General features: G+C 44.0%; 17 protein-coding genes. 3 read left to right on the top strand and 14 right to left on the bottom strand.

Annotated elements, in window-relative coordinates:
• The 10 genes from IKG78_RS20235 to IKG78_RS20190 all read right to left on the bottom strand — a co-directional run.
• The coding region (locus IKG78_RS20235) for a hypothetical protein (RefSeq protein ID WP_290947506.1) at positions 1 to 801 on the bottom strand (801 nt) is incomplete at its 3' end.
• Between the two features lie 21 nt (positions 802 to 822).
• Positions 823 to 1,704, bottom strand: a complete 882-nt coding sequence (locus IKG78_RS20230; protein WP_290947503.1) for a hypothetical protein — start codon at positions 1,702 to 1,704, stop codon at positions 823 to 825.
• Positions 1,705 to 1,811: 107 nt separating this feature from the next.
• Entirely contained in the window at positions 1,812 to 2,774 is a 963-nt protein-coding gene (locus IKG78_RS20225; RefSeq protein WP_290947500.1) for a hypothetical protein, read from the bottom strand.
• A gap of 21 nt (positions 2,775 to 2,795) precedes the next feature.
• Entirely contained in the window at positions 2,796 to 4,184 is a 1,389-nt protein-coding gene (locus IKG78_RS20220) for a hypothetical protein (RefSeq protein ID WP_290947497.1), read from the bottom strand.
• Between the two features lie 21 nt (positions 4,185 to 4,205).
• Positions 4,206 to 5,621: a hypothetical protein gene (locus IKG78_RS20215; protein WP_290947494.1), complete on the bottom strand. Its 1,416-nt coding sequence runs from the start codon at positions 5,619 to 5,621 to the stop codon at positions 4,206 to 4,208.
• Positions 5,622 to 5,642: 21 nt separating this feature from the next.
• Positions 5,643 to 7,031 (bottom strand): hypothetical protein, encoded by a 1,389-nt coding sequence (locus tag IKG78_RS20210; protein WP_290947492.1) that lies wholly within the window; start codon positions 7,029 to 7,031, stop codon positions 5,643 to 5,645.
• Positions 7,032 to 7,138: 107 nt separating this feature from the next.
• Positions 7,139 to 8,302 carry a glycosyltransferase gene (locus IKG78_RS20205; RefSeq protein ID WP_290947489.1) on the bottom strand — a complete coding sequence of 388 codons (1,164 nt, stop codon included), beginning with the start codon at positions 8,300 to 8,302 and terminating at the stop codon, positions 7,139 to 7,141.
• A 9-nt stretch (positions 8,303 to 8,311) separates the two neighbouring features.
• Entirely contained in the window at positions 8,312 to 9,331 is a 1,020-nt protein-coding gene (locus tag IKG78_RS20200) for a hypothetical protein (RefSeq protein WP_290947486.1), read from the bottom strand.
• Between the two features lies 1 nt (position 9,332).
• On the bottom strand, positions 9,333 to 10,136 hold the full coding sequence (locus tag IKG78_RS20195; protein ID WP_290947483.1) for a glycosyltransferase: 804 nt from the start codon (positions 10,134 to 10,136) through the stop codon (positions 9,333 to 9,335).
• A 29-nt stretch (positions 10,137 to 10,165) separates the two neighbouring features.
• The gene (locus IKG78_RS20190) at positions 10,166 to 11,626 is read right to left on the bottom strand and encodes an oligosaccharide flippase family protein (protein ID WP_290947480.1); all 1,461 of its coding nucleotides are present in this window, start codon (positions 11,624 to 11,626) and stop codon (positions 10,166 to 10,168) included.
• A gap of 143 nt (positions 11,627 to 11,769) precedes the next feature.
• On the opposite strand from IKG78_RS20190, the gene IKG78_RS20185 reads away from it, so the two are divergent.
• The 3 genes from IKG78_RS20185 to IKG78_RS20175 are packed head-to-tail and all read left to right on the top strand — an operon-like array spanning position 11,770 to position 15,842.
• A complete protein-coding gene (locus IKG78_RS20185; protein WP_290947477.1) occupies positions 11,770 to 12,282 on the top strand; it encodes a hypothetical protein in 513 nt (170 codons plus the stop codon).
• A gap of 4 nt (positions 12,283 to 12,286) precedes the next feature.
• Positions 12,287 to 14,179 carry a UbiD family decarboxylase gene (locus IKG78_RS20180; protein ID WP_290947474.1) on the top strand — a complete coding sequence of 631 codons (1,893 nt, stop codon included), beginning with the start codon at positions 12,287 to 12,289 and terminating at the stop codon, positions 14,177 to 14,179.
• 1 nt (position 14,180) lies between these two features.
• Entirely contained in the window at positions 14,181 to 15,842 is a 1,662-nt protein-coding gene (locus tag IKG78_RS20175) for a hypothetical protein (RefSeq protein ID WP_290947470.1), read from the top strand.
• A gap of 60 nt (positions 15,843 to 15,902) precedes the next feature.
• Here IKG78_RS20175 and IKG78_RS20170 read toward each other — a convergent pair whose 3' ends face one another.
• The 4 genes from IKG78_RS20170 to IKG78_RS20155 are packed head-to-tail and all read right to left on the bottom strand — an operon-like array spanning position 15,903 to position 21,534.
• A complete protein-coding gene (locus IKG78_RS20170; protein WP_290947467.1) occupies positions 15,903 to 17,573 on the bottom strand; it encodes a 1,4-alpha-glucan branching protein domain-containing protein in 1,671 nt (556 codons plus the stop codon).
• Positions 17,573 to 18,766, bottom strand: coding sequence for a DUF4912 domain-containing protein (locus IKG78_RS20165; protein WP_290947464.1), 1,194 nt, complete (start codon positions 18,764 to 18,766; stop codon positions 17,573 to 17,575). The genes IKG78_RS20170 and IKG78_RS20165 overlap by 1 nt, the downstream gene beginning before the upstream one ends.
• 24 nt (positions 18,767 to 18,790) lie before the next feature.
• Positions 18,791 to 20,035 (bottom strand): hypothetical protein, encoded by a 1,245-nt coding sequence (locus IKG78_RS20160; RefSeq protein ID WP_290947461.1) that lies wholly within the window; start codon positions 20,033 to 20,035, stop codon positions 18,791 to 18,793.
• Positions 20,035 to 21,534, bottom strand: a complete 1,500-nt coding sequence (locus IKG78_RS20155; RefSeq protein WP_290947458.1) for a hypothetical protein — start codon at positions 21,532 to 21,534, stop codon at positions 20,035 to 20,037. Before IKG78_RS20155 ends, IKG78_RS20160 begins: the two co-directional genes overlap by 1 nt.
• Between the last annotated feature and the right edge of the window lie 114 nt (positions 21,535 to 21,648).

Genomic DNA, 21,648 nt, shown 5'->3' with positions numbered 1-21,648 from the left:
TTGAACCTTGCATTGTTTCAATCTAGCATCCGCAAAATGTCCGATTTCATCCCAAGAGACATCTAATATATTTTCTTTTTTAGAATTCCATAACGACATCCTTATTTCAGGAACGAAAACATCCCCATTATCACCCAACAAGAATTCAGGTGATCCACAGTTTTCAACTCTAGAACAAGGATCTGGAGCTTTGCAAAAAGCTAACGTACCAATATATTTACCAGATTTTACGATTTTATTCCAAGCATTTTCTATAGGTTTGTCTGAATCGTACCAAGATTTACCCTCTACATGTATATCTTTTTGATTCTTTATCATAGCAATATTTTCATAAACAAGTTCTTCCTGATTGTTTATCCATGCAAGCTTTCCTACAACTAATAATTGATGAGATTTTTTTTCTTCCGCACGTTCCTTAGCATTTTTTTCCAACCATTTTTCGAAAGTTGGATTTTTATGGATTGCATCCGCCATAGCCTTAAAAGATTCTACAGCATCTAATGGAGATTTTTTAAACGAACTATCCGCCAATACCATGTTGAATCTAAAAATTATACTTTCAAGCGGTATTTTAACTTTAGGCGTTACATCAAAAGTAAAATTTTCTCCGCATAAATGGCGAACTTTTTTAACATCAAAAAAATTTTCAAAATTCTTAAATTTCGGATCGAGTCGTGCACAACCCATATCGCCAAAGCCCGGACATCTAATGAGCAAACAAGGAGGACTAGGCATGGATTTACATGCAAAAGCATCCCCAAAAAGTAACAAGCAAACAACAAAACTAATTTTCTTTATCATCAAAACTACCCTTGTCAAAAATTACCACCTTCCCGATTTCGGGCCGTATTCGATTGAACCGTCATTGCGGATGATGAGGTAATCACAGTATTGCGGAACCCTATATGGAACTGCATTTTTCGGAAATGAATCTTGACAATGTTCACTAGAGATAATTGAATAATAGCAATCAAACGGAATTGTTTTTTCAGGTTCTTTGCACTGTCTTATAGAAGCTTTTCTAGTGAAAACAGAATCCAAGAAGGTTTTATCACCCCTGATTTTTGTTCTAGCAACAAGTACATCGCCATTATCGCTAAACCAGAATTCATAAGAATCTAACAAACTATAACTAAATCCGCCACCACATCTACTAGAGTACTGGAAAACCGTTTCAGAACCATACATCAATGTTCCCACATACGCTCCAAATATTCCAACGTTCCTAAAAATTTCATTTCTACATATTTCATCTTCATATTCTATGCCAGCGACACCATTTCTTTGTTTTGGGGCTGATTGTTTCAACCATTTTTCAAATAGCAAATTTTTATGAATAGCAGCATACAGGCCTTCACATAATCCAGACGAATATTCTTCACCAAATGAAAAGCCTTCATGAACTTCTCTAAAATCAAAAAGAAACTTATTAAGAGACAATTTTCGTAACGGATTTTGCTTTTTAGGAACAGCCCAAATGGTATATGAAAAAGGTTTCTCTGAACGACGATAAAATGCAGTACCCCTACCATGGTTATCGCAACGATAATTCGAATGAACTTTATCAACATTAAAATATTTTTCAAATTCAACAAATTTTGAATACTGACGAAGAATTTCTAAATCGTAAATACTCGGCGCGGCAAGCGTCGATACAGCATAGACAAGCACCATCGCAAAAAACAAATTTTTTTCAAGCTTCATTCCAATTCCAGCAACATGAATTTATCCTATTCTAAAATAGAAATCTGAATTATGGCAATGTTGCAAAAGCATGAAAAATAAATTTCACAAGCATGGGTTCTCGTTTTTTACAAAGCCCCTGATTTCGGGCCATATTCGATTGTGCCGTCATTGCGGATAATGAGGTAGTCGCAATATTCAGTCTTATAATATTTTGAAAGCCATTCTGCGCAACGATTTTCTGAGACTAGAGAATGATTGCACAGAAAATCCTCAATATATGATAAAATTCCTTTAGAGGATTTTTGAACCTCGCATTGTTTCAATCTAGTATCAGGAATAGCGTCTATTTCATTCTGAGAAACATCTAATATCTTTTCTTTTTTAGAATTCCACAACCATATTTCTGGAACGAAAACGTCCCCATTATCACCCAACAAAAAATCTGGAGTTCCACAGCTTTCAACAACTTCGCAAAAATCTGGAGCTTCACAAAAAGATAACGTACCAACATATTTACCAGACATTCCTATTTTATTCCAAACATTTTCTATAGGCTCGTTCCACCAAGATTTACCCTTAACATATATCTCTTTTTGATTGTATATCTTTGCAATATTTTCATAAACTAATAATTGATGGGGCATTTTTTTCTCTACACGTTCCCTAGCATTTTTTTCCAACCATTTTTCGAAAGACGGATTTTTATGGATAGCAGCCGCCATTTTCTTAAAAGATTCTACTACATCTATTGGAGATTTCCTAAACGAACTATCAGCAAAAACCATATCGAATCTAAAAAATATACTTTCAAGCGATATTTTAACTTTAGGCGTTACATAAAAAGTATAATTCAATCCAACATCTTGACAACCACTTAACCGTGTATCAGTTCTTACTTTTTCAATATCAAAAAAATTTTCGAAATCCTTAAATTCCGGATCAAGCCGTGCACAAGCCTTATCATCATGGATGCCTAAACAAGTCTTTGTCCTTATATCCGAGCAATAACTACCACGCTGCTGGGCTTTACAAGCATAAGCATTCCAAACAAGTAATAAGCAAACAACAAAACTAATTTTATTTATCATCAAAACCACCCACGTCAAATATTACCACCATTCCGATCTCGGCCCGATTTCTACAGTCCCATCGTTGCGGATGATAATGTAATTGAAGAAATGATTTTTCCGTTGAGACATTTCCGCCTGACGTTTGTAGCCTCTAACAAAAGGCCTATCATCTTCTATATTGAAAAAATTTTCACCTTCCGACACCCAAGCATTAGTCACAAGGACATCACCACTATCGCTCAAAGCAAATTCATAATAGCGGTCTCCATATTGCAGCGAACTCACATATTCACCCCTCATCCCCACATCTTTCCAAGCAGAATCTCTTGGAATAGGATGGAAGAAGCCCAAAGAATCATGATTAACCAAAGTAAGCTCTGTGTAATTCATCAAAGAATTTTTATATCGCAACCATTTTTCAAAAGTCGGATTTTTACGAATCGCAATCAAAGTCTTTAAGAAAAGCTTGACAGATTCAATCGGGTCCTCATAGAAATTTTCATACTTGATGAGCCGCAAAACAAGTTCATTAAAAGGCGTTTCTCCTTTCAGCGATACATAAACGGAATATTCAACATCATCTTCAGAATGAGTTCGACCGGCTACAGCTTTGATATCAAAGAAATCCTCAAAGCGTTTAAATCTTGAGTCTTCACGGAATGTTTTTAAAATTTTTTCACTTCCTTTATCGTCTAGCTCTTGACGAAGGCTATCTAAAACTTTGTAATAAGCGGCAAACGGAGTTGCATTTTCTCGATAAATCTTGGGCAATTTTTCATATCGAGTTTTTCCATCATAATCTTGAAGATCAAAGGCTCCATAAAGAAGATCATTGCCATAATAACGTTTCCAAAACAAAGAATCTCGAATCAACGAAACACGCCCTTTATCGACAACAATTTCATACAATTTTTTAGGACCACACGCAAAACCTATTGTGTCACTGACAAAATCTGCAAATAATGGTTCGCTCTTCTGTTTGAAAATCCGTTTTTCGGCAGATGTATTCAAAACAATTTCTTGCGGAGGAATACTTGCCGAAACAATTCTAGTGTCCGTTCCCTTTCCTTCGAAAAATTTTCTTGGAAGTTCTATTGAACGCGAATACGACTTTATGAGCACACTATCCAAATAAAGCGAAGAATCGTGAATACTCCAATACGCAGAATAGCCACCGCCTTTTTCAGGACTATAATACATATACATCGGAGCGAAATACCATTCTTGAATCCACGGTCTAAAAGGCCATTCCACGTAATGCTTGGCGATATATTCGTTAAGCGGATGTGCTAAAACTCGGCATTGTTCGCCATTGAAATAGAAATGGTCCGTTCCGCCTTCAAGATAAGCTCGTTTCGGAACAGTCACAAATATAGCGCAAGCAGCACTTGCAAGAGCCACAACAATAAGCAATAATCTTTTCATCATCAAAACCATCCTCGTCAAAAATTACAAATACCCCGATTTCGGGCCGTATTCTATTGCACCATCGTGGCGAATGATAAGGTAGTCGCAAAACAATGCATTCTTGTTAGATTCCGTTATCTTGAAATCAATACGAGAATCACGGCACCGTTTCATGCCAGCAACAAAATATTTTCCAAAGCTTTTATAAAGCAAATTATTATCATCAATAGGAATATCAAAAAACAACACATCCTTCGAGATTTCTGCCCAAGTCACAAGGGCGTCCCCATTATCGCTTAAAATAAATTCATACTGATGAGTACCCCAATTAAAAAAACTTAACGTTCCAACATACTCGCCCTTCATGCCAACTTCTTTCCAAATAATGTCTTTATCAATTGGTTCCCAAAGAACAAATACCGAATCGCTTTTTTCAAGGTAAACATGATAATAATTCATTAGAGGTATTTTATACCGCAACCATTTCTCGAACGCAGGATTTTTCTGCATGACCATAACCGTTCTTAAAAATAATTTGACCGATTCAATAGGATTTTCATCATGTTTTAATCCCAAAAGAATTTCTTTAAAAGGAGTATTTCCTTTAGGCGAGACATAGAAAGAACGATCGTCATCACGAGCATATAAAGGATGACCATGATCCAAATCTACTGCATTTATATTAAATAATTTTTCAAACCACTTAAACCTCGGATCTACCCGTAATTGTTCAAGTTTATCTTCACTATTCATAACATCTATCGCAATACGAAGGCTATCTAAAATCTTATAATAGTTTTCAAATGGAGAAGAGAACTCGCGATAGGGCTTTGGAATAGGATTTTCATCACTCTTTTTAGAATGAGGTTTTTCTCCATATGACAATTCTTTAGGCAACGAAATAACTTTACCTTCTCTCACAACACTTTTATAAATGTGAGACCATCCACAATTAAATTCAATCGTATCACTGACAAAATTCGCAAATAATGGTTCACTCTTTTGAATTTTTACAGTTCGTTTTTCGGCTGATGTATTCAATACAATTTCTTGCGGAGGAATATTTACCGAAACAATTCTATTGTCTTTTTTCTTTGAATAGTAAAAATTGCGAACAAGAGGCACTGTATGCGACTTGGAATTTATGGTCACGCTATCCAAATAAAGCGACGAATCTCGAATGCTCCAATAAGCTAAATAGCCACCTCCATCTTTTGGAATATAATACGTGTACAAAGGAGGATTTCCGTACATAGGGCGAGCACTCGACGGTCTAAACGGCCACTCCGCATAATGTTTAGCAATAAACTCATTAAGTGGAAAATTTAAAACACCACACTCTTTCCCGTTAAAATAAATATGGTCCGTTCCACCTTCAGCTTCTGCTCGCTCAGGTATTTCATTAGCAAACACCATGCACGCTAGCGCTACAACAATAAGCAATAATCGTTTCGTCATCAAAACCACCCTCATCAAAACTTACCACCATCCCGATTTTGGGCCAATTTCTACAGTTCCATCATTGCGAATGATAATGTAATCATAGAAATGATTGTCCATTTGAACCATTTCCGCCTGACGTTTAAAGCCTTTAAAATAAGGTCTATCATCTTCGATATTAGGCAAGTTATCACCTTCAGGCTCCCAAGCCGTAGTCACAAGGACATCACCACTATCGCTCAAATCAAATTCATAATAATGATCTACATATTGCAGCGATCCAACATACTCTCCCCTCATCCCCACATTTTTCCATGCAGTGTCTCTTGGAACAGGACGGTATAGCCCTAACGAATCTCGATAACTCAACATCACCTCTGTGTAATTCATCAAAGATTTTTTATATCGCAACCATTTTTCAAAAGTCGGATTTTTACGAACTGCAATCAAAGTCTTTAAGAAAAGTTTGACCGATTCAATCGGATCCTCCAAAAAATTTTCATACTCGAGGAGTCGCAAAACAAGTTCATCAAAAGGCGTATCCCCTTTCAGCGACACATAAGCAAAATATTCAAAATTATATTCCGATTGAGAGCGACCGACTATAGCTTTTATATTAAAGAAATCCTCAAAACGTTTGAATTTTGAGTCTTTACGGAACATTTCAAGAATCGGCTCATTACCCACATCATCAAGTTCTTGACGAAGGCTATCTAAAACTTTATAATAAGCGCTGAACGGAGAAGCAGTCTCTCGGAACATCTCAAGATTTTTTTCATATTCTTCTTCTTTATACCATCGAGGATCGTAAAATCCATAATGCAAATTATTCCGAGGATAACGGTCTATATTAGACAAATTGTGTTTAGGTAATGATAGAGTACGGCCATTTTTGACAATGAATTCATAATTTTCCTTTCCACATGTAAAGCCTATTGTGTCACTGAAAAAATCCGCAAATAATGGTTCACTCTTCTGTTTGAATGTCCGTTTTTCAGCAGATGTATTCAAAATAATTTCTTGCGGAGGGATGCTTACCGAAACAATTCTAGGATCTTCCTCTGATTTTTCAGGAAACCCCTCAGGAGCTTGAATCGAACGCGAATACGATTTTACAAGTACACTATCCAAATAAAGCGAAGAATCATGAATACTCCAAAAAGCTGTATAACCCCCACCTTTTTCAGGACCATAATACATATACATCGGTGAGTAATACCATTCCCGAACCCACGGTCTAAAAGGCCACTGCGAATAATGTTTGGCAATATATTCGTTAAGCGGATATGTCAAAATGCGGCATTGTTCGCCATTGAAATAAAAATGGTCCGTTCCGCCTTCAAGATAGGCCCGCTTAGGAACACCGTAAAAAAATGCACAAGCTGCACATGCAAACACAACAACCAAGAAACAAATTCTCTTTATCATAATTACAAATTATAAAAAAAATGCTCATGCAAGAGCATGTACAAAATGTATATGGAGATGCCCGCTCAAGGCGGGCATGACAGAATCGGAGCTATCACTCCTAATAATCATTCGCCGAGGACAAACGCGACGGCTTTTTCGAGGTCTTCTTCTTGGCGTTTATGCACTTCACCGTATCGGGCAAGGCCGCGGGATGCGTACATCGCATAAATGTTCGAATCCAGCAATTGAATCATGCGGTTCTTGATTTCGCTCACGGAATACGGATCAAAGTAAAGCACCGCATTTTCGCAAACTTCGGGCACAGACGTCGTGCCGCTCGCGGCCACAGGCACGCCATAACGCATCGACTGCACCGGCGGATAGCCAAAGCCTTCGTTCAAGCTCGGGAAAATAAATGCATACGCGTTCTTGTGCAAGAATTCAAGTTCTTTCGATTCCACGTAGCCGAGGAACACAAATGCATCCTTGTTGCGGATATGCTTGCGGTAAGCCTTGACGTTTGTCGCTCCCGTAATCACGAGCTTCATGTCGAACTCATGATTCGTCGAATGCATCATCGTCACGAGTTCATCGAACGCCTTGACCGCACGCAAATTGTTCTTTTCCCAGCGGGCACCGCTCGTGAGCAAAAAGTACTTCTTTGATTTCACGCCCGGCGGCAAGAATCCTTCGGGTTCGTAATCCAGCATCGGGCTATAGAAAACCGGGATTTCCTTGTCCAGAAGTTCCGGGAAAAACGATTTGATAGAAGCTCGGCTATGTTCGCTCACGGTAATACATTCGGCACGCCCATCGGCAATGCGAGCCGCCAAATCACGGTACTTCGGCGCATAATAAAGTTTTTTCCAACTGTCGCGATAACGCACCAGCGCTTCGAGCTTTTGTGCAAACTTTTTCGCAAAGCCAACGCCTTGCCAGCTGTACTGCATTTCGAGTGCGCGCACGCCATGCCACGTGAACACAAAACGCTTCACCTGAATTTGCCATTTGCCTTCGAGCGAATAAAGCGGCGTGTAAAACGCGTCAATCGCATTTTCGTCGATAATCTGCTGCGGCGTTTTTTCGGCAATGTCAAAAAGCGGAATATTGCCCTTTTCGCAAGCCGCAAGAATATCCGGCGACAAATATTTACGGCTATCATAAACACAACTGAACTTTGAACCGCGTTTCACAAGCGCCCAAAAAATCACTTCGCCATAAGAACCGCCACCGTGAAACTTTGCACTGTGAATCGGCTGCACAGCCACGAGATTAAAAAGCAAATTCATAAACGCCCCCTAGAAAAGCTTGCCCAAGATTTCCAAAGGTTTCACGAGAACAGGCACATTTTTGTACAGCCAAGCGAGCGACTTCGCAAACGCATAACTGCGGATAATGTAAGCTCCAGCAGCCCCGACCTTGTTCGTCTGGTACATGAACGCATCTTTCGCATGGGCAATCACGTCATCGTAATACTCGTTGATGTGAATGGACTTATCCGCGTTCACCGTCACGGGGAGGCTCTTCAAGTTCGTATAAAAGTCCTTGCGTAAAATCTTCGGCAAAAAGATGTTCATCGATTCCGGCACCTTGCGGCCACGCGTGTCGATAATGCGCGAACCGAAGAAATGCAGCACCTTCGCCGTCGGCAAAAAGCGGTTGCCGTAAGCCAGTTGGCAGTTCCAACCGCCATCCATCTTTTTCGTCACGTAGCCGAACTTGTAGTTCGTCTCGGCAAGGCTCGCCATATCGTACGGGAAATTCTTCGAAACGCAGTAAAGCCACAGTTCGTGCCAAGTTTTGAAGAACTCGCGGGCTTCCAGCGTATCGGCGGCAAACATCACGCCCCCGTTAAAAATCTCGTCGTTCAGAATCGGCGAAAAGCCCATCATCTTCGCGTTGTTCAAAACCTTCTTGCGGTTAATCGCCTTCGAAAGATTCGTATGGAAATCGAGCACCGCGTAAATGCCACCGCGCCATTCGTCAGGAATCGAGAGGTCATCGACAATCGCGATGTCGGAATCCATGTACAAAAAGTCGCCGTCAATCTCGTTACGCATCACCGTCTTGAGGTAGCGCGAACGCAGCATCGGCGTGAACTTTTCGTCAAGCGTCAAAACCTTGAGTTCATCGACAGCGTCTTTCAAAGCAGCTCGCGGCCCCGTCAACGTTTCCGCCGTTTTGTCATCGGTCAAAAGCGTCACGAAAGCGTTCGGATTGTGGACACGCAGAGAAGCTATTGCGACAAGCGTTTGTTCGCAAAAGAAATCCTTCGGAGAACTGGTCAAAACAAAAAGATATTTGACTGAGGGTAACATCTTAAATCCTTATCGGTTCCTTCTTTTCGTATGCAGCGAGTCTGCTTTCCATTGTTCCTCGCGGAGCATTCCTCAAAAAATTCTTCACGCGTTGCCAGAAGGGGCGCCAGCTGCCGTTCGTCACGTGAATCGCAAACGGTTTTGTCTTAGATTCGTTCAAGCTCGGCAAGAACACGTCGCCAGCGTAAATCGTCATCCCTTCGGAGATTTTCTGCAATTCATTTTTATAGACAAATCCAAATTGCTGTGCCGTATGCGCATAGACAAACGGCGAAATATTCTGGATGTTCAGTTCGCCATTCGGCAAAATGAATTTTTGATTTTCGTAATATTCCATGCACTTTTTAAGGAACGGGTGCCCGGCCTCGCCGCCAAAGATTGCCGCCTGCAACGCAAGCCCTGGGAGAGCAATCTGGTTCGGGTCTTTCTTGGTGCCGTCTTCGTTCAAGAACTGCCAAGACTTATTTTTCTTGAAGTGCGATGTAAATTCGATATTCGTAAAATAGCGATTGTCAAGGAACGGATCAAAGCTCTGGTACATATACACATCGCTGTCCAGATAAATTCCGCCCTCGCTATACACGGCATAAAGGCGAATGTAATCGCTCGCGAACGCCCACTTCGACATGCTCACGGCCTCGCGTACAAACGGGACCGAGTCGATGATTTTCTGGCATTTGGCCATATCCCAATGGATAATTTCGTAATCGGGGCAATGACGTTTCCAGCTATCAATGCACAACTGCGGCAGTTGCGGCAGAGGGTCATTCGAAAGCCATATATAATGCAATTTTTTAGGAATCATATCACCAATCTAGCAAAAAAATTTTTCCATCAAAAATTCTTTTTGGCAAGTCCCTGTTTCCAGAATGTCAAAAGAAGCAACAAAATCACAATTCCGTAGGCGACACCCTTCTCAAAAAGCGTGGGCGAAACGACCGTATTCAATGCAATGTAAATAACAATAATCGCCACAATCCAAGCGACTTGCACCAAAAGGCTCATTTTATACGGCCAAAAGCCCATCTTGCGCAGATAAAGATTCATCCAAGTGCATTGCAAAATCTGGTAAGACATGCAAGAAAGTGCAGCCCCTGCGATTCCGAAAAGCGGAATGCAAATGCTGTTCATCGTCACGGCAAACACAAGCGAAACCACGTTCATCATCAGCATGAACTTGCTCTTACCAAGCCCCATCACGACCGATGCGGACATGCCCAAGAATCCATTAATCAAATTGCCGATAATCAAAATTCCGAACACGGCCACCGGATTTTCCTTTGTAATAAACGACTTTCCGGCAATCATCATCGTCTGTTCCGGGAACAGCACAATAAAGAAACCTATCGCAAGCTGGATAATCGTCACCATCGAAACGCAATAAGAGAACACCGGTTTCAAATCCGTCTTTAAACGGTCCAACGTCATTCCGGCCACAACAGGCTGCAGAATCGGATCGTAGCTATTCCGAATCGTCTTGAGTCCATTGGAAACCGTCACCATCACCGCGTAAATGCCAACCGCTTCGGGCCCGAGAATCGCAAGCACCATCCACATATCAATACGCAACAAGAACGATGCCACAATCTCCGAAAAACCAATCGGAATCGAGAAATTCAAGAGTTCCGAAGGCAACTTGTTTTTCGTAAACCACTTTATCTCCGGGAACTGCTTGTTGATTAGGAATATATAGACAAAGACACCCAGCATGTTCGAAGCAAAGAACCCGACCGGCAAAGCGTACTGATCCACAAATCCCAAGAAATGAAGACAAAGTGCAATGATCGGAGCAAGCGTCATCACCACGAATTCATTGATAAAAATCTTGTACTGCGGATGGCGATTTCCGTCAGAAGCCCCTGCAAACAAGAGCAGAATCGTGTATGGCACAATCGACAGCGCGTACAGCGAAATTTCGACCGACGAAAGCATCGCAAGCCCGGTAGAAACGCTCTGCAAGCCAAAATACGCCCCCACCCAGATAATGCAAGAAATCAAGAAAGAAATGAGAGTTGCAAGCCTAAGCGACTCGATAACGCCTTCGTGGGGCGAGCGGCCACACACCTTGTTTTGCGGCAAATGGCGGAGCAGTCCCTTGTCAAGTCCAATAATCGAGACGCGTGCAAGCGTCATCACCAAAAGTTGCGTCGATACGTATATACCAAAAATTTCCTTGCCAAAAACACGGGCAAGCACAATCGTAAGGACAGGAGCAACAACTTTGAGGGCTGTCCCTACAAGAGTATATAAGGTACTCTTTTGTAAATAATTTTTATCCGCCTGAACAGAATCCATAGCACTAACAACGTTTAAAATCAGGTTTCCAATTTAGCAAAAAAAATTCTTTGACAACCCAGTAAATAATCTTTCTCGGATTAAAGATTAAAAATGTGCGATAAATGGTAAAAAATCGAAAAAAATTTACTACATTATAGGCCATGGTTCAATTCAGTCAAACTTCTTGGCAATACGGTACTCTTTCGGATACGCTTGACATCTTGCGCTATGCACCTATGACCTTGTCCGTGGGGACGAATGCCGTTATTTACTACACGTTGCCAAAGAGCATTGAACCGGGCGAATTTATCCGCTACACAATCGTAGCTGGTTTTAGGAAAGTAAGTTGGACCGGCATCATCGGAGCGGTCAATCCGGGTAAAACAGATAACGTCATAGAAATTGTCGTTCGCTTAGGCGAAGGGCCGTTCCGTGGTTTTACCGCTACGCACAAGTTCGATTCTGTCAAAGGCATTACGACCTGTTTTGACGACATCTCTTTCCAAGGCTGCAAGGATTTTGCAGAAGATACGTTCTCGATTGTCATGGCAAGCGCTAGCATGGTTTATGCATTTGCCGCAAGAGAAATGGCTCGTGAACAAATTGCAATTGTTGAAGCAAAGAAAAAGACGCAGGCTTTCGAAGCGTTAGACCAATCCGCAACAGCCGGATAACATCATGTACAAGTCCCTCGAACAGGCCCTGCTGGATTTGGAAAAAGCGGGAATGCTCAAACGTATTCACGCCGAAGTCAATCCGCACTTGGAGATGGCCGAAATCGCGAGGGAGAATTTCAGACAAAATGGCCCTGCACTCCTTTTCGAACATGTCAAAGGGAGCAAGTTCCGTGCCACATGTAACATTTTCGGAAACGACGAACGGTTCAATTTTTTGTTCCGCGACGGATTCGAGCAAACAAGAGCGGCTGTCCTTTTCAAATCCAACCCGATTCAATTTTTAAAAAACGCACTAAAATCGCCGAAAACGCTTTTCAAGGCCGCTCGCGCAGGGTTGACATCGCTCCCCATGCGATCGGGAAGCATCAACGATTTTGAAGAATGCAGTTTGCAAGACTTGCCGCAACTCGTCTCTTGGCCGCTCGACGGCGGAGCTTTCATCACGCTTCCGCAAGTCGCCACACGCCCAAGCGAAAACGCAAGCGTCATGCAGACAAACGTGGGCATGTACCGCATCCAGATTTCCGGGAACGATTACGCGCCGAACGAAGAATGCGGGCTGCACTACCAAATTAAACGCGACATCGCACGTCACCATCAAAAGGCGATTGAAGAAGGTAGGCCGCTCAAGGTGAGCATTTTCATTGGCGGTCCCCCGTCGCACACGTTCGCGGCTGTAATGCCCATGCCCGAGAATCTTTCGGAACTGTTGTTCGCAGGCATGCTCGGCAATCGCCGGTTCCGTTACTTTGAACATAATGGCTATCTCGTTTCGAGCGATGCGGACTTTTGCATTCTAGGTGAACTCGAACAAGGCTTAAAGCCCGAAGGCCCGTTTGGCGACCACATCGGATACTACTCCGGCAAGCACGATTTCCCGTGCATGAAAGTGCATAAAGTGCTCTGCAAAAAGAACGCCATTTTTCCGTTCACAGTCGTCGGGCGTCCACCGCAAGAAGATACGTTATTCGGAAAGTACATCCACGAAATCACGCAGCCGATGGTCCCCTCTTCGCTTCCGGGAGTTTATGGAATTCACGCCGTCGATGAAGCAGGCGTGCATCCGCTTTGCCTAGCGCTCGCCTCCGAAGCGTTCCGCCCGTACGCCACCGCTGAAGAACGCGAACCGATGGAACTTTTAAAGACGGCGAATGCAATGCTCGGATTCAACCAAGCGAGCCTCACCAAATATCTGCTGATCGCCGCAAAGGAAGATGTTCAGCACAAGGTCACTGAGCCTGCCGAAGTGCCGAGAAAAAATCTAGTCGATGACGTTCCTGCATTTTTTACGCACGTTCTGGAACGCCTCCACTTCGACCGCGATTTGCATTTCCAAACTGCAACAACGATTGATACGCTCGACTACACCGGCACAAGCCTCAACCATGGTTCGAAAGTCGTCATTGCCGCCGCCGGCAAGAAAATCCGCGAACTCCGCAACAATTCCGCCGACTTAGAATCGCTCACGCTACCGCAGGGTTTTAAAGTTGCCGCCATCGTAATGCCCGGCGTGCTAATGATTGAAGGCCCGGCATTTACAACAAGCTCCGCGAATAGCGAAACGTTCCACGAACTCAAAGCAGCCTTCGCCCACTGGGAATTCCGCGAAAACTATCCGTGGATTTCCATCATCGACGAAGGTGCCGTCAACAACGCAGCAGGCAACACCACAAACAACATTCTCAGCGATTTCTTGTGGCTCACGTTCACGCGTTCCGACCCCGCACAAGACATTTACGGCCTTGACGAATCCATTTGCGACAAGCACTGGAAATGCAAAGCACCGCTTATCATCGACGCACGAATCAAGCCGCACCATCAAAAGCAATTGACCGTTCCCACAGAAATTACGGTAAAAGCAAGGCAAATTCTCCAAGACGCAGGAGTCCTGTAACATGTTATTCTTCGCACGTTTTTTTTCGCACATCCATTGGAACGGCCTCGCCTTTTTGACTTTATTTACAATTACAAGTTTCGTGCACGCCTACGAAGGTAGCTGCGGAACAATGACGCTATTTGAAAACCTCATCAAAGAGCGGAAACAGCCAGGCTACACAAGAGTCCAAATTGCCAATTATAACACGAAATGTTCCGCCCAAGACTACTACGACTCCGTCTATACCATCGAAACATCACATTTTCAAGTCATGTACGTTTTGACGGGTCCGCACGCAACCACAAAAGCATTCGCCGACAGTACCGCAGCCATCTTTGAAGAAGCCTGGAACTTCTACATCAACAAGCTAAAAATGCGAACTCCTAAAGGGCCTCGCATAAGCCATCATTTCCAACAAAAAATTAAAGAAGGTCTCTATCCCGTCGAAATTATTGACATCAACCAAATTAGAGACAACCTCATCAATGGAAATGGATGTGCCGAAAACTTTGGAATCACATATCCATTCGACGACAACACGACTTCACATATTTTCATGGAGAACGACTTCTACAGCACTTGTCCAAACAAGAACAACCGAGACACGATTTTCGTCCATGGAGACACTTGCTTATACACAAAACCCACAAACCCGTTACGCAATAAAACGCACAATTTTTCATATTCCGAAGAATGGAACAAAGGTCTCCGCGTAACCATTTTCCACGAATTCTACCACGCAATACAACTCAGCTACATCAGCTACGTCGTCAATGAATCATTCTGGTTTGAAGCTTCTGCAGCCGGATTTGAAGAAATCACAAACCCAGAAATTGACGATTACTTCCGCTATTTACCTAATTTTTTTGATAGAACAGGACAGCCGCTCTCTAATACTTTCCAAAATTACGGAGCATCGACTTTATTCCTTTATCTATACCATAAAATTTCAGAAGGTCTAGATAAATCTATTTGGGAAAACTATTCCAAGAATCCAAATAAAAATTTCGAATACCAAATCGAAGCAGCACTGAAAGCACTCAAGCTAGATGCAGACAGCGTATTCCACGACTACTCCGTCCGACTCTCGTTTTCGGGACAACGCAGTTCCGCACTCCATAAAAAAGAATGGATTAATGACGATCAATCGCAATGGTCATCAGCAAAATTTAAAGCAGATAATACCATCACCCCCAATATCGAAAGTCTTGCATTCGATTTTTACCATAATCCCAAAGGATTCACCGAGCCCGATTTAACAGACTTTATCGGTAAAGCAACCGTCATTGCATACCAAGACGGCAAAGCGACAATCCATAAAATTGAAAACAACAAGACACTAAACAGTCTCGCTGTCGTCTTGGCCTCCAGCGATTCCACCACATGGATTTTCAGCAGACTCGGACAATCAGAAAGCATCCCCATCGTCAATAATACCGCAGCACCGCACGCATACCCTGTTCCATGGAGACACGGCCCCCTCTGTTTTGCCCCGCTCCCCCACGACAAAAAATTCATCGAAATTCGCAATAGACGTGGCGATTTAGTCGCGCAAGAAAAATACGAGGGTACAACATTCTGCTTGCAAGAAGATAAAGTCAAATCAATGATGGCTCCAGGAGTTTATCACTTCCGCGTCGGCAATAAAGGCAAAACAACAAGCTTTATAGTGATATACTAGTAGACAGTAGGAAGTAGGCGGTAGGAAGGAGTCATCCTCGACCGCCAGGGAGGGGATCCATTATTTAAGGCATTCCCCGATCCACGGGAATAGATTATTCTTTTGTTCTAGCATTTTGAGCAATCGCGTATCCGATTTGGCCTTAACCGCATCTGCATAAAGCTTGCAAACGTTTTCGTAATGTTCGCACAAACGGGCACGAGCGTAATCTTCCGCAGAATGGTTATGAATCATGAACGCCCAATCCGAAGCTTGGAACAGCACAAGTTCGCGCGCCATCTGCGCGAGGAACCTTTTTGCGGTCGCAGTTTTGAAATTCGCCGCTGTTCCAGCAAACTTTGCACCACTCAAACCTCGCGCAGTCCCGCGCGCAGTCCCAACAGCTTTAGAAATGCGCGACTTCAAGTCGTCCATCATGCGACGCATTTTGAAGAACATCGGATACTGGAAAGCAACAGCGTCATTCATCCAGACTTCGCCAAAGCCGCCCTCGCCCCACGACGAGAAAATCGGGGCATGGACATCTTCATCTGCGATTTTTCCAGCAAACTTTTGCGACGACGGCACAGAATCTTCGAGCGAAGCCATTTCAACAACATTCGAGCTTGCGGCTCGTTCAAACATCTTTTCGATGAACAGCGGACCTTCGAACCACCAATGGCCAAAAAGTTCCGCATCGTACGGGCAAAGGATAGCAACCTTGTTGCCGTCCATGTTCGGAAGCAAATTCGAAACCGTCTCTTCGCGGTTTGCAATAAACAAACGGGCATGGTCTTCAACTAAGCGGAGCGCATTCCACGGACGATAAACTTTCTTGTTTTCGCTCCCTGTAATGCGGTAATACTTGAGGCCCGTCTCGATATGCGCGCCTGCGGCAAGGAAATAATCGCCTAAATATTCGCTTTCGCGTTCATGCGCAATATCCTTGAAAAACTCGCGGTATTCAGGATGACCCGGATAGCCCGTTTTGCGGCTCCACACTTCCATGGAACTGCTCTGTTCGCGACCAAAGCAATACAGCCCCGCAGGCGTTTTAATCGGAGCAAACACGCCATACTTCGGAGCCGGTTTCGCAAGCAGCACGCCATGCGTTTCCAAGAAAAAGTATTTGAATCCGTATTCCGCAAGAATCGCATCCAAGCCTTCGAAATAGCCGCATTCCGGCAGCCACAAGCCCTGCGGTTTTTTGCCAAAAGCATCTTCGAACGCACGGACTGTAATTTTCAGTTGCAAGCGAATCGCATCGACATCGCTCTGGTACGCTGGCAAAAACGGGTGCGTCCCGACGCAAGTGAGCAAGTTGATTTTGCCAATCTGCTCCAGACGCTTTAACGCAGGGATAATTTCGCAACCGCAATCGCGTTCCCATGTATTGATTAACGCAATTTGTCTGCGGTAATAAAAGTTCACCACCTCCAAGAACTCGGAATTGTTCTGAAGGCGGATTTTTTCGCGTTCAACCAGCTCCAACTGTTTATGCAAATGATTCGTAAAACGATCAAGCAAAAGCTTATCCGTAAGCATCGCCAAGAGAGCCGACGAAACGCTAAAATTGAGCGTGCCCGGCACGCCCTTTTCTTCCAGACGGTTCAGCATCTGGATTATCGGCAAGTACGTTTCTGCCATAGCCTCAAAAAACCAGTTCTCTTCCAAGAACCGGTCGTATGAGGGTTCACGCACAAACGGCAAATGTGCGTGAAGTAAAAGATGAACTTTGCCGGGCTTCGCCATTATTCCGTACGTTTTACGACGATCGGAACGATTGTTGTCGGGAAGTCGCCATCCTTGTCAGTAGCAAAGACTGGGATAATCTTTGTCACATCCGGGAGGTCTTCTTCAAAGCTGAAAGTGCCATCCGGGTTCAGCGGGAACGGTTCACCGCGAACCTGCAAATGAGCGTCCGGACGCGTGCCGCCATAGACGATCAAGCGGGTCTTCACCCACAAGAAGAAGTCCTTGCCGTAGTTCACGGAATCCTTCGGGAGTTCAAGCTTGTTGCTCTTAAGAGCGGCACTCGAAAGTGCGCCCGAGAACATGGAACCCGAAGAGCTCGAAAGTCCGTTCACAGCATTTTCGAGCCAGTTCTTTGCAGACATCGAAGAAAGTCCCGAGCTGCCAAAGCCGCCGAGCGTAGCACCGCCAAGGGATGCACGGACGAATACATTTTCCGGATTCACTTCGGAACCTTCGAGCGTGAACGTCTGCATCGGGCCAGCTTCAACGAGAGCTTCAAACTTGTTTCCTGAAACAACGCCAAGTGCAGCAGCGCAGTTCTGCGTTACCTTATTTTCAACGTACCAGCTGCGGGCATCTTCAGGAACCACGATATCGTGGAACTTGAGTTTCTTGTTGCGCTTGACCGTCAAGTCGTTTGCGATATCGAACAAGCGAAGTACGAGCTTGCCCTTGCCCTTCTTTGCAGCCTTGACGCGTTCTTCAGAAACTTCCCAGAACGCTTGCATCCAGTTCGGATCCTTCTGCATGAGAACAAGGTATTCGGGATCGAAAGACTGCGGCAAAGCTTCTGGAGTTGATTTTGTGGCCTTCTTTGCAGCCGGAGTTTCTACAACTTCGACATCGACTTTTTTAGCCTTCGTTGCAGCCTTGACCACTTTCTTTGCAGCAGCAACAGACTTTGTAGTCTTTTCAGAAACTTTAGAAGTCGTCTTTGCAGCCTTTGCCTTGGCCGGAGCTTCAGCCTTCTCGGCCTTAGCCTTCACAGTTTTCTTTGCAGGAGCAGCCTTTGCCGCCACCTTTTCCACCGTTGCGGTCGGCTTCTTAGCCACTTTCGCCACGACCTTCTTTGCAGCCGGTTTTTCTTCGGAGACCACCTTCTCTGCGGTCTTCTTTGCGACCTTCTTCGCCACAGGCTTCTTTTCAGCCACCGGCGTCTCTATGTTTTCCACTTTTTTCTTAGTAGCCATTTTCGATCTCCTTCTGATTAAATCTTACTGACCACGGGTTTTACCCCAACTTCCTACACCAACTAAGCCTAGACGGATTCCAATAAAAGATTCATCCCAATTACGGTCATCATCCGTCAAGCGTACACCCCCCTGAATCGCCAAATCCAGCATCGTGCCACGACGCCCCAACGGGAACCCGACACCAATGGATCCGCCAATTTCAGAAACATCTTCGACATACCAGTTCTTGTACCAGAGACCAGCCCTATAAACCATGCGATCCCAATAGGATTCATAGAAGACATCACTTCCGTCTCGCTGGTAGCCGATAGAAATATTAAAGTCGCTCTGAGTCTTTGTCACCTGGGCCATGTTCCAGCTTCCGGCGACATTCTCGATATCACGGTCCCAAGCACGCCATGCGATATCCGCCATCACGTTATGACGCTTGTTCAAACGGTAATTGACACCAGTCGCAAGCATCGCAGGCACCTTGATTTCACGCGTATAGCGCGTCGGGGCAAGCGTATCCGTCTCGCTGAATCTGAAATTGTAATTCAACGTATTGGACAACGTATAGGGCGTCGTGAACGAGAAGAAATAAGAAGCCATGCGACCGCGGTACTGAGCCGCAAACGTATAATAAGCCGAATGGTTCTTGATTTCCCAGTCCCCATTTACGTGATCTGAAACGTAAGTGTTGTTTGTCGCCCAAGCGTCAACACTGTCAATTCCGCTATTGTCAGGTCCAAGCATGAGATTGCGGTTAAAGCTTCCCATCACAAAATGCGCCGATGCACCTAAAGATACAGCACGGAAGAACGGGAGCCTGATTGCATAAGTCGGAACAAGTTCATAAATACTACTCTGGTATTCAATCTCAGCATACCAATTTTCTTTTTCATTATCGACATCTTCACGAATCGAACTGGCATAGTGTTGCCACAACGAAACGCCAATCGTACCGAAATCGCCCATCGGGAACGAAAGGTTCATGGAAGGCATCGAAATACTCGTCTTGGTAAAATCAACATTCGAACGACTTACGGTCGAAATGCCCAACAAAAAGTTCAAATTCAAGACAACCTTTGTATCGAACGCCTGACGTGCCGGGTTCACCACGGATACACCTTCGATATCGCCAGTCTTTGCGTTACCGGCAAAACCGCGCCCCGCCATAGCGGCTGAGCCCCCCGCAATCTGTTCTTCGCCAATAGCATCAGGAGCAATCATCGACGCAGAGGAAAATCCTACAGCACAAAGCAAAGCACTAATAAACTTTTTCATTATTTACCCCCGCGTGCAGTAGAGGTTGCGACTTTCTTCTTATCCGTCTTTACAGACACGGCTGTGTCTATTTTCACAGTTTTCTTTTCATCCGTTTTCTCGCCACGCTTGGTAGCAAGCCACAGCTTAAGTGTTGCCGGTTTATTCTTGATGGAAGTGAAATCGTAACGGGAGAAATCACTATAAGGGAAGAACACGTAAGAAGTGTCCCCATTATACGGATTGTCAACGAAAATAGTATCCTTGTCCAAAAGAACCGAGCGTTCAAGACGCATCATCATCTTGAACGGGCGTCCATCACTTGCTCTGTTGATAAAATCACGCATACCGGTAGTCACCTGCAACAAAAGCGAATCGCCATCATAGAACACCATGTTCGGGTGTCCGCTTTCAAGAATACGCGGCTTGTCCAACTTGTAGCTTTCCCAAAAAGAAATAGCCTTACCCACACTATCCAAGAAAGAACCGGCACGAACCACGATCGGCAAACCAAGCTCACTTTCACCCTTGGAATCGTCCCTATAGAACGACATCTGAGCCACCACGACCGCCTGACGCACATCGTTACTATCACCCTTCGTATAAGGGAATTCATCTCCATAAAAATCCGCCAACGCTTTCAAAATAGGCTTGGAAGGAAACTCAACTTCAAGAGAATCAAAACCGCCACCGTGCAAAATCAAGCAGTCAGAGCATTTTTCTTGATTCTTGCTAACCGTAGCAGCATGAATCGGAATGTACGATGCATACTGATACGTCGTATCGTTATTCATCGCCACCAAACGGAAACGAGGGAAATTCGTCGTATGCCAAGATCCATAGACGCGGAAAACATTCGATGCTTCGGGGGCGGACAACCGCAACTGCAAACGGCGGTTCCCAGAACGCTTGCGAATATCTTCGCCAAGAGCCTTAGGCAAATCAAGAGCCAACATCATGAGAGAATCTTTTTTGTGAACCGAAATAGTGAGCGTCGTATCCGCAGACTTTTTCGATTTCCAAGAGTCAAACTCATTGATCCAAACAGAATCCTCGATATCCTCCAAATCATCAAGTTCACGATTACTCAACTTATCAGAGATAGTCCAGCTCACATGGAGTTTCACATCTTCTTCAATGGGCAAAACCTTCGACGGCAAATATTCAGATTTATAATAAGAATCCACAAGGTAAAGGAATAAAATAGATCTCGACGAATCTGCTAATTTAGCCCGCGCCAAAAAAGCACTGTCTATACCAAAGTCAAAAACCAAATCGTGCGACATACCCGACCGAGCACCGAAAATGCCAGTAGCATAAGCGGTTGTTGGAGTGGTATTACTATAAACTTCGGCAGACACCGGTTTCAAGTTACTGACCGTCACCGTTTGAACCTTGTAATTGCTAGGCATGCCTTGATCAGAGAGCCAGTTAGACAAGCCATCATCATCCGTGTCAAACAAGCAGGACGACAGTAGAAAAGCCAAAAGCGGAAATAGAATAATTTTTTTCTTGTTCACTCAGAACTCCGAGTATGTACTTGTAATAAAATTCGTCCATAATATAGTAAATTAGGGTACCAAAGATACACATGCCAACCAAGTGTAGAGTACCGACATCACCTATATCCAATA

It is taken from the genome of Fibrobacter sp. (assembly GCF_017545445.1).
Taxonomy (GTDB): Bacteria; Fibrobacterota; Fibrobacteria; order Fibrobacterales; family Fibrobacteraceae; genus Fibrobacter.
Note: the sequence above shows the minus strand (reverse complement) of the source record. Positions and strands in the feature narration are given on the sequence as shown.

Coding starts and splice junctions, on each gene's coding strand:
- IKG78_RS20230 (WP_290947503.1), bottom strand. CDS start 1,704: ATGAAGCTTGAAAAAAATTTGTTTTTTGCGATGGTGCTTGTCTATGCT.
- IKG78_RS20225 (WP_290947500.1), bottom strand. CDS start 2,774: ATGATAAATAAAATTAGTTTTGTTGTTTGCTTATTACTTGTTTGGAAT.
- IKG78_RS20220 (WP_290947497.1), bottom strand. CDS start 4,184: ATGATGAAAAGATTATTGCTTATTGTTGTGGCTCTTGCAAGTGCTGCT.
- IKG78_RS20215 (WP_290947494.1), bottom strand. CDS start 5,621: ATGACGAAACGATTATTGCTTATTGTTGTAGCGCTAGCGTGCATGGTG.
- IKG78_RS20210 (WP_290947492.1), bottom strand. CDS start 7,031: ATGATAAAGAGAATTTGTTTCTTGGTTGTTGTGTTTGCATGTGCAGCT.
- IKG78_RS20205 (WP_290947489.1), bottom strand. CDS start 8,302: ATGAATTTGCTTTTTAATCTCGTGGCTGTGCAGCCGATTCACAGTGCA.
- IKG78_RS20200 (WP_290947486.1), bottom strand. CDS start 9,331: ATGTTACCCTCAGTCAAATATCTTTTTGTTTTGACCAGTTCTCCGAAG.
- IKG78_RS20195 (WP_290947483.1), bottom strand. CDS start 10,136: ATGATTCCTAAAAAATTGCATTATATATGGCTTTCGAATGACCCTCTG.
- IKG78_RS20190 (WP_290947480.1), bottom strand. CDS start 11,626: ATGGATTCTGTTCAGGCGGATAAAAATTATTTACAAAAGAGTACCTTA.
- IKG78_RS20185 (WP_290947477.1), top strand. CDS start 11,770: ATGGTTCAATTCAGTCAAACTTCTTGGCAATACGGTACTCTTTCGGAT.
- IKG78_RS20180 (WP_290947474.1), top strand. CDS start 12,287: ATGTACAAGTCCCTCGAACAGGCCCTGCTGGATTTGGAAAAAGCGGGA.
- IKG78_RS20175 (WP_290947470.1), top strand. CDS start 14,181: ATGTTATTCTTCGCACGTTTTTTTTCGCACATCCATTGGAACGGCCTC.
- IKG78_RS20170 (WP_290947467.1), bottom strand. CDS start 17,573: ATGGCGAAGCCCGGCAAAGTTCATCTTTTACTTCACGCACATTTGCCG.
- IKG78_RS20165 (WP_290947464.1), bottom strand. CDS start 18,766: ATGGCTACTAAGAAAAAAGTGGAAAACATAGAGACGCCGGTGGCTGAA.
- IKG78_RS20160 (WP_290947461.1), bottom strand. CDS start 20,035: ATGAAAAAGTTTATTAGTGCTTTGCTTTGTGCTGTAGGATTTTCCTCT.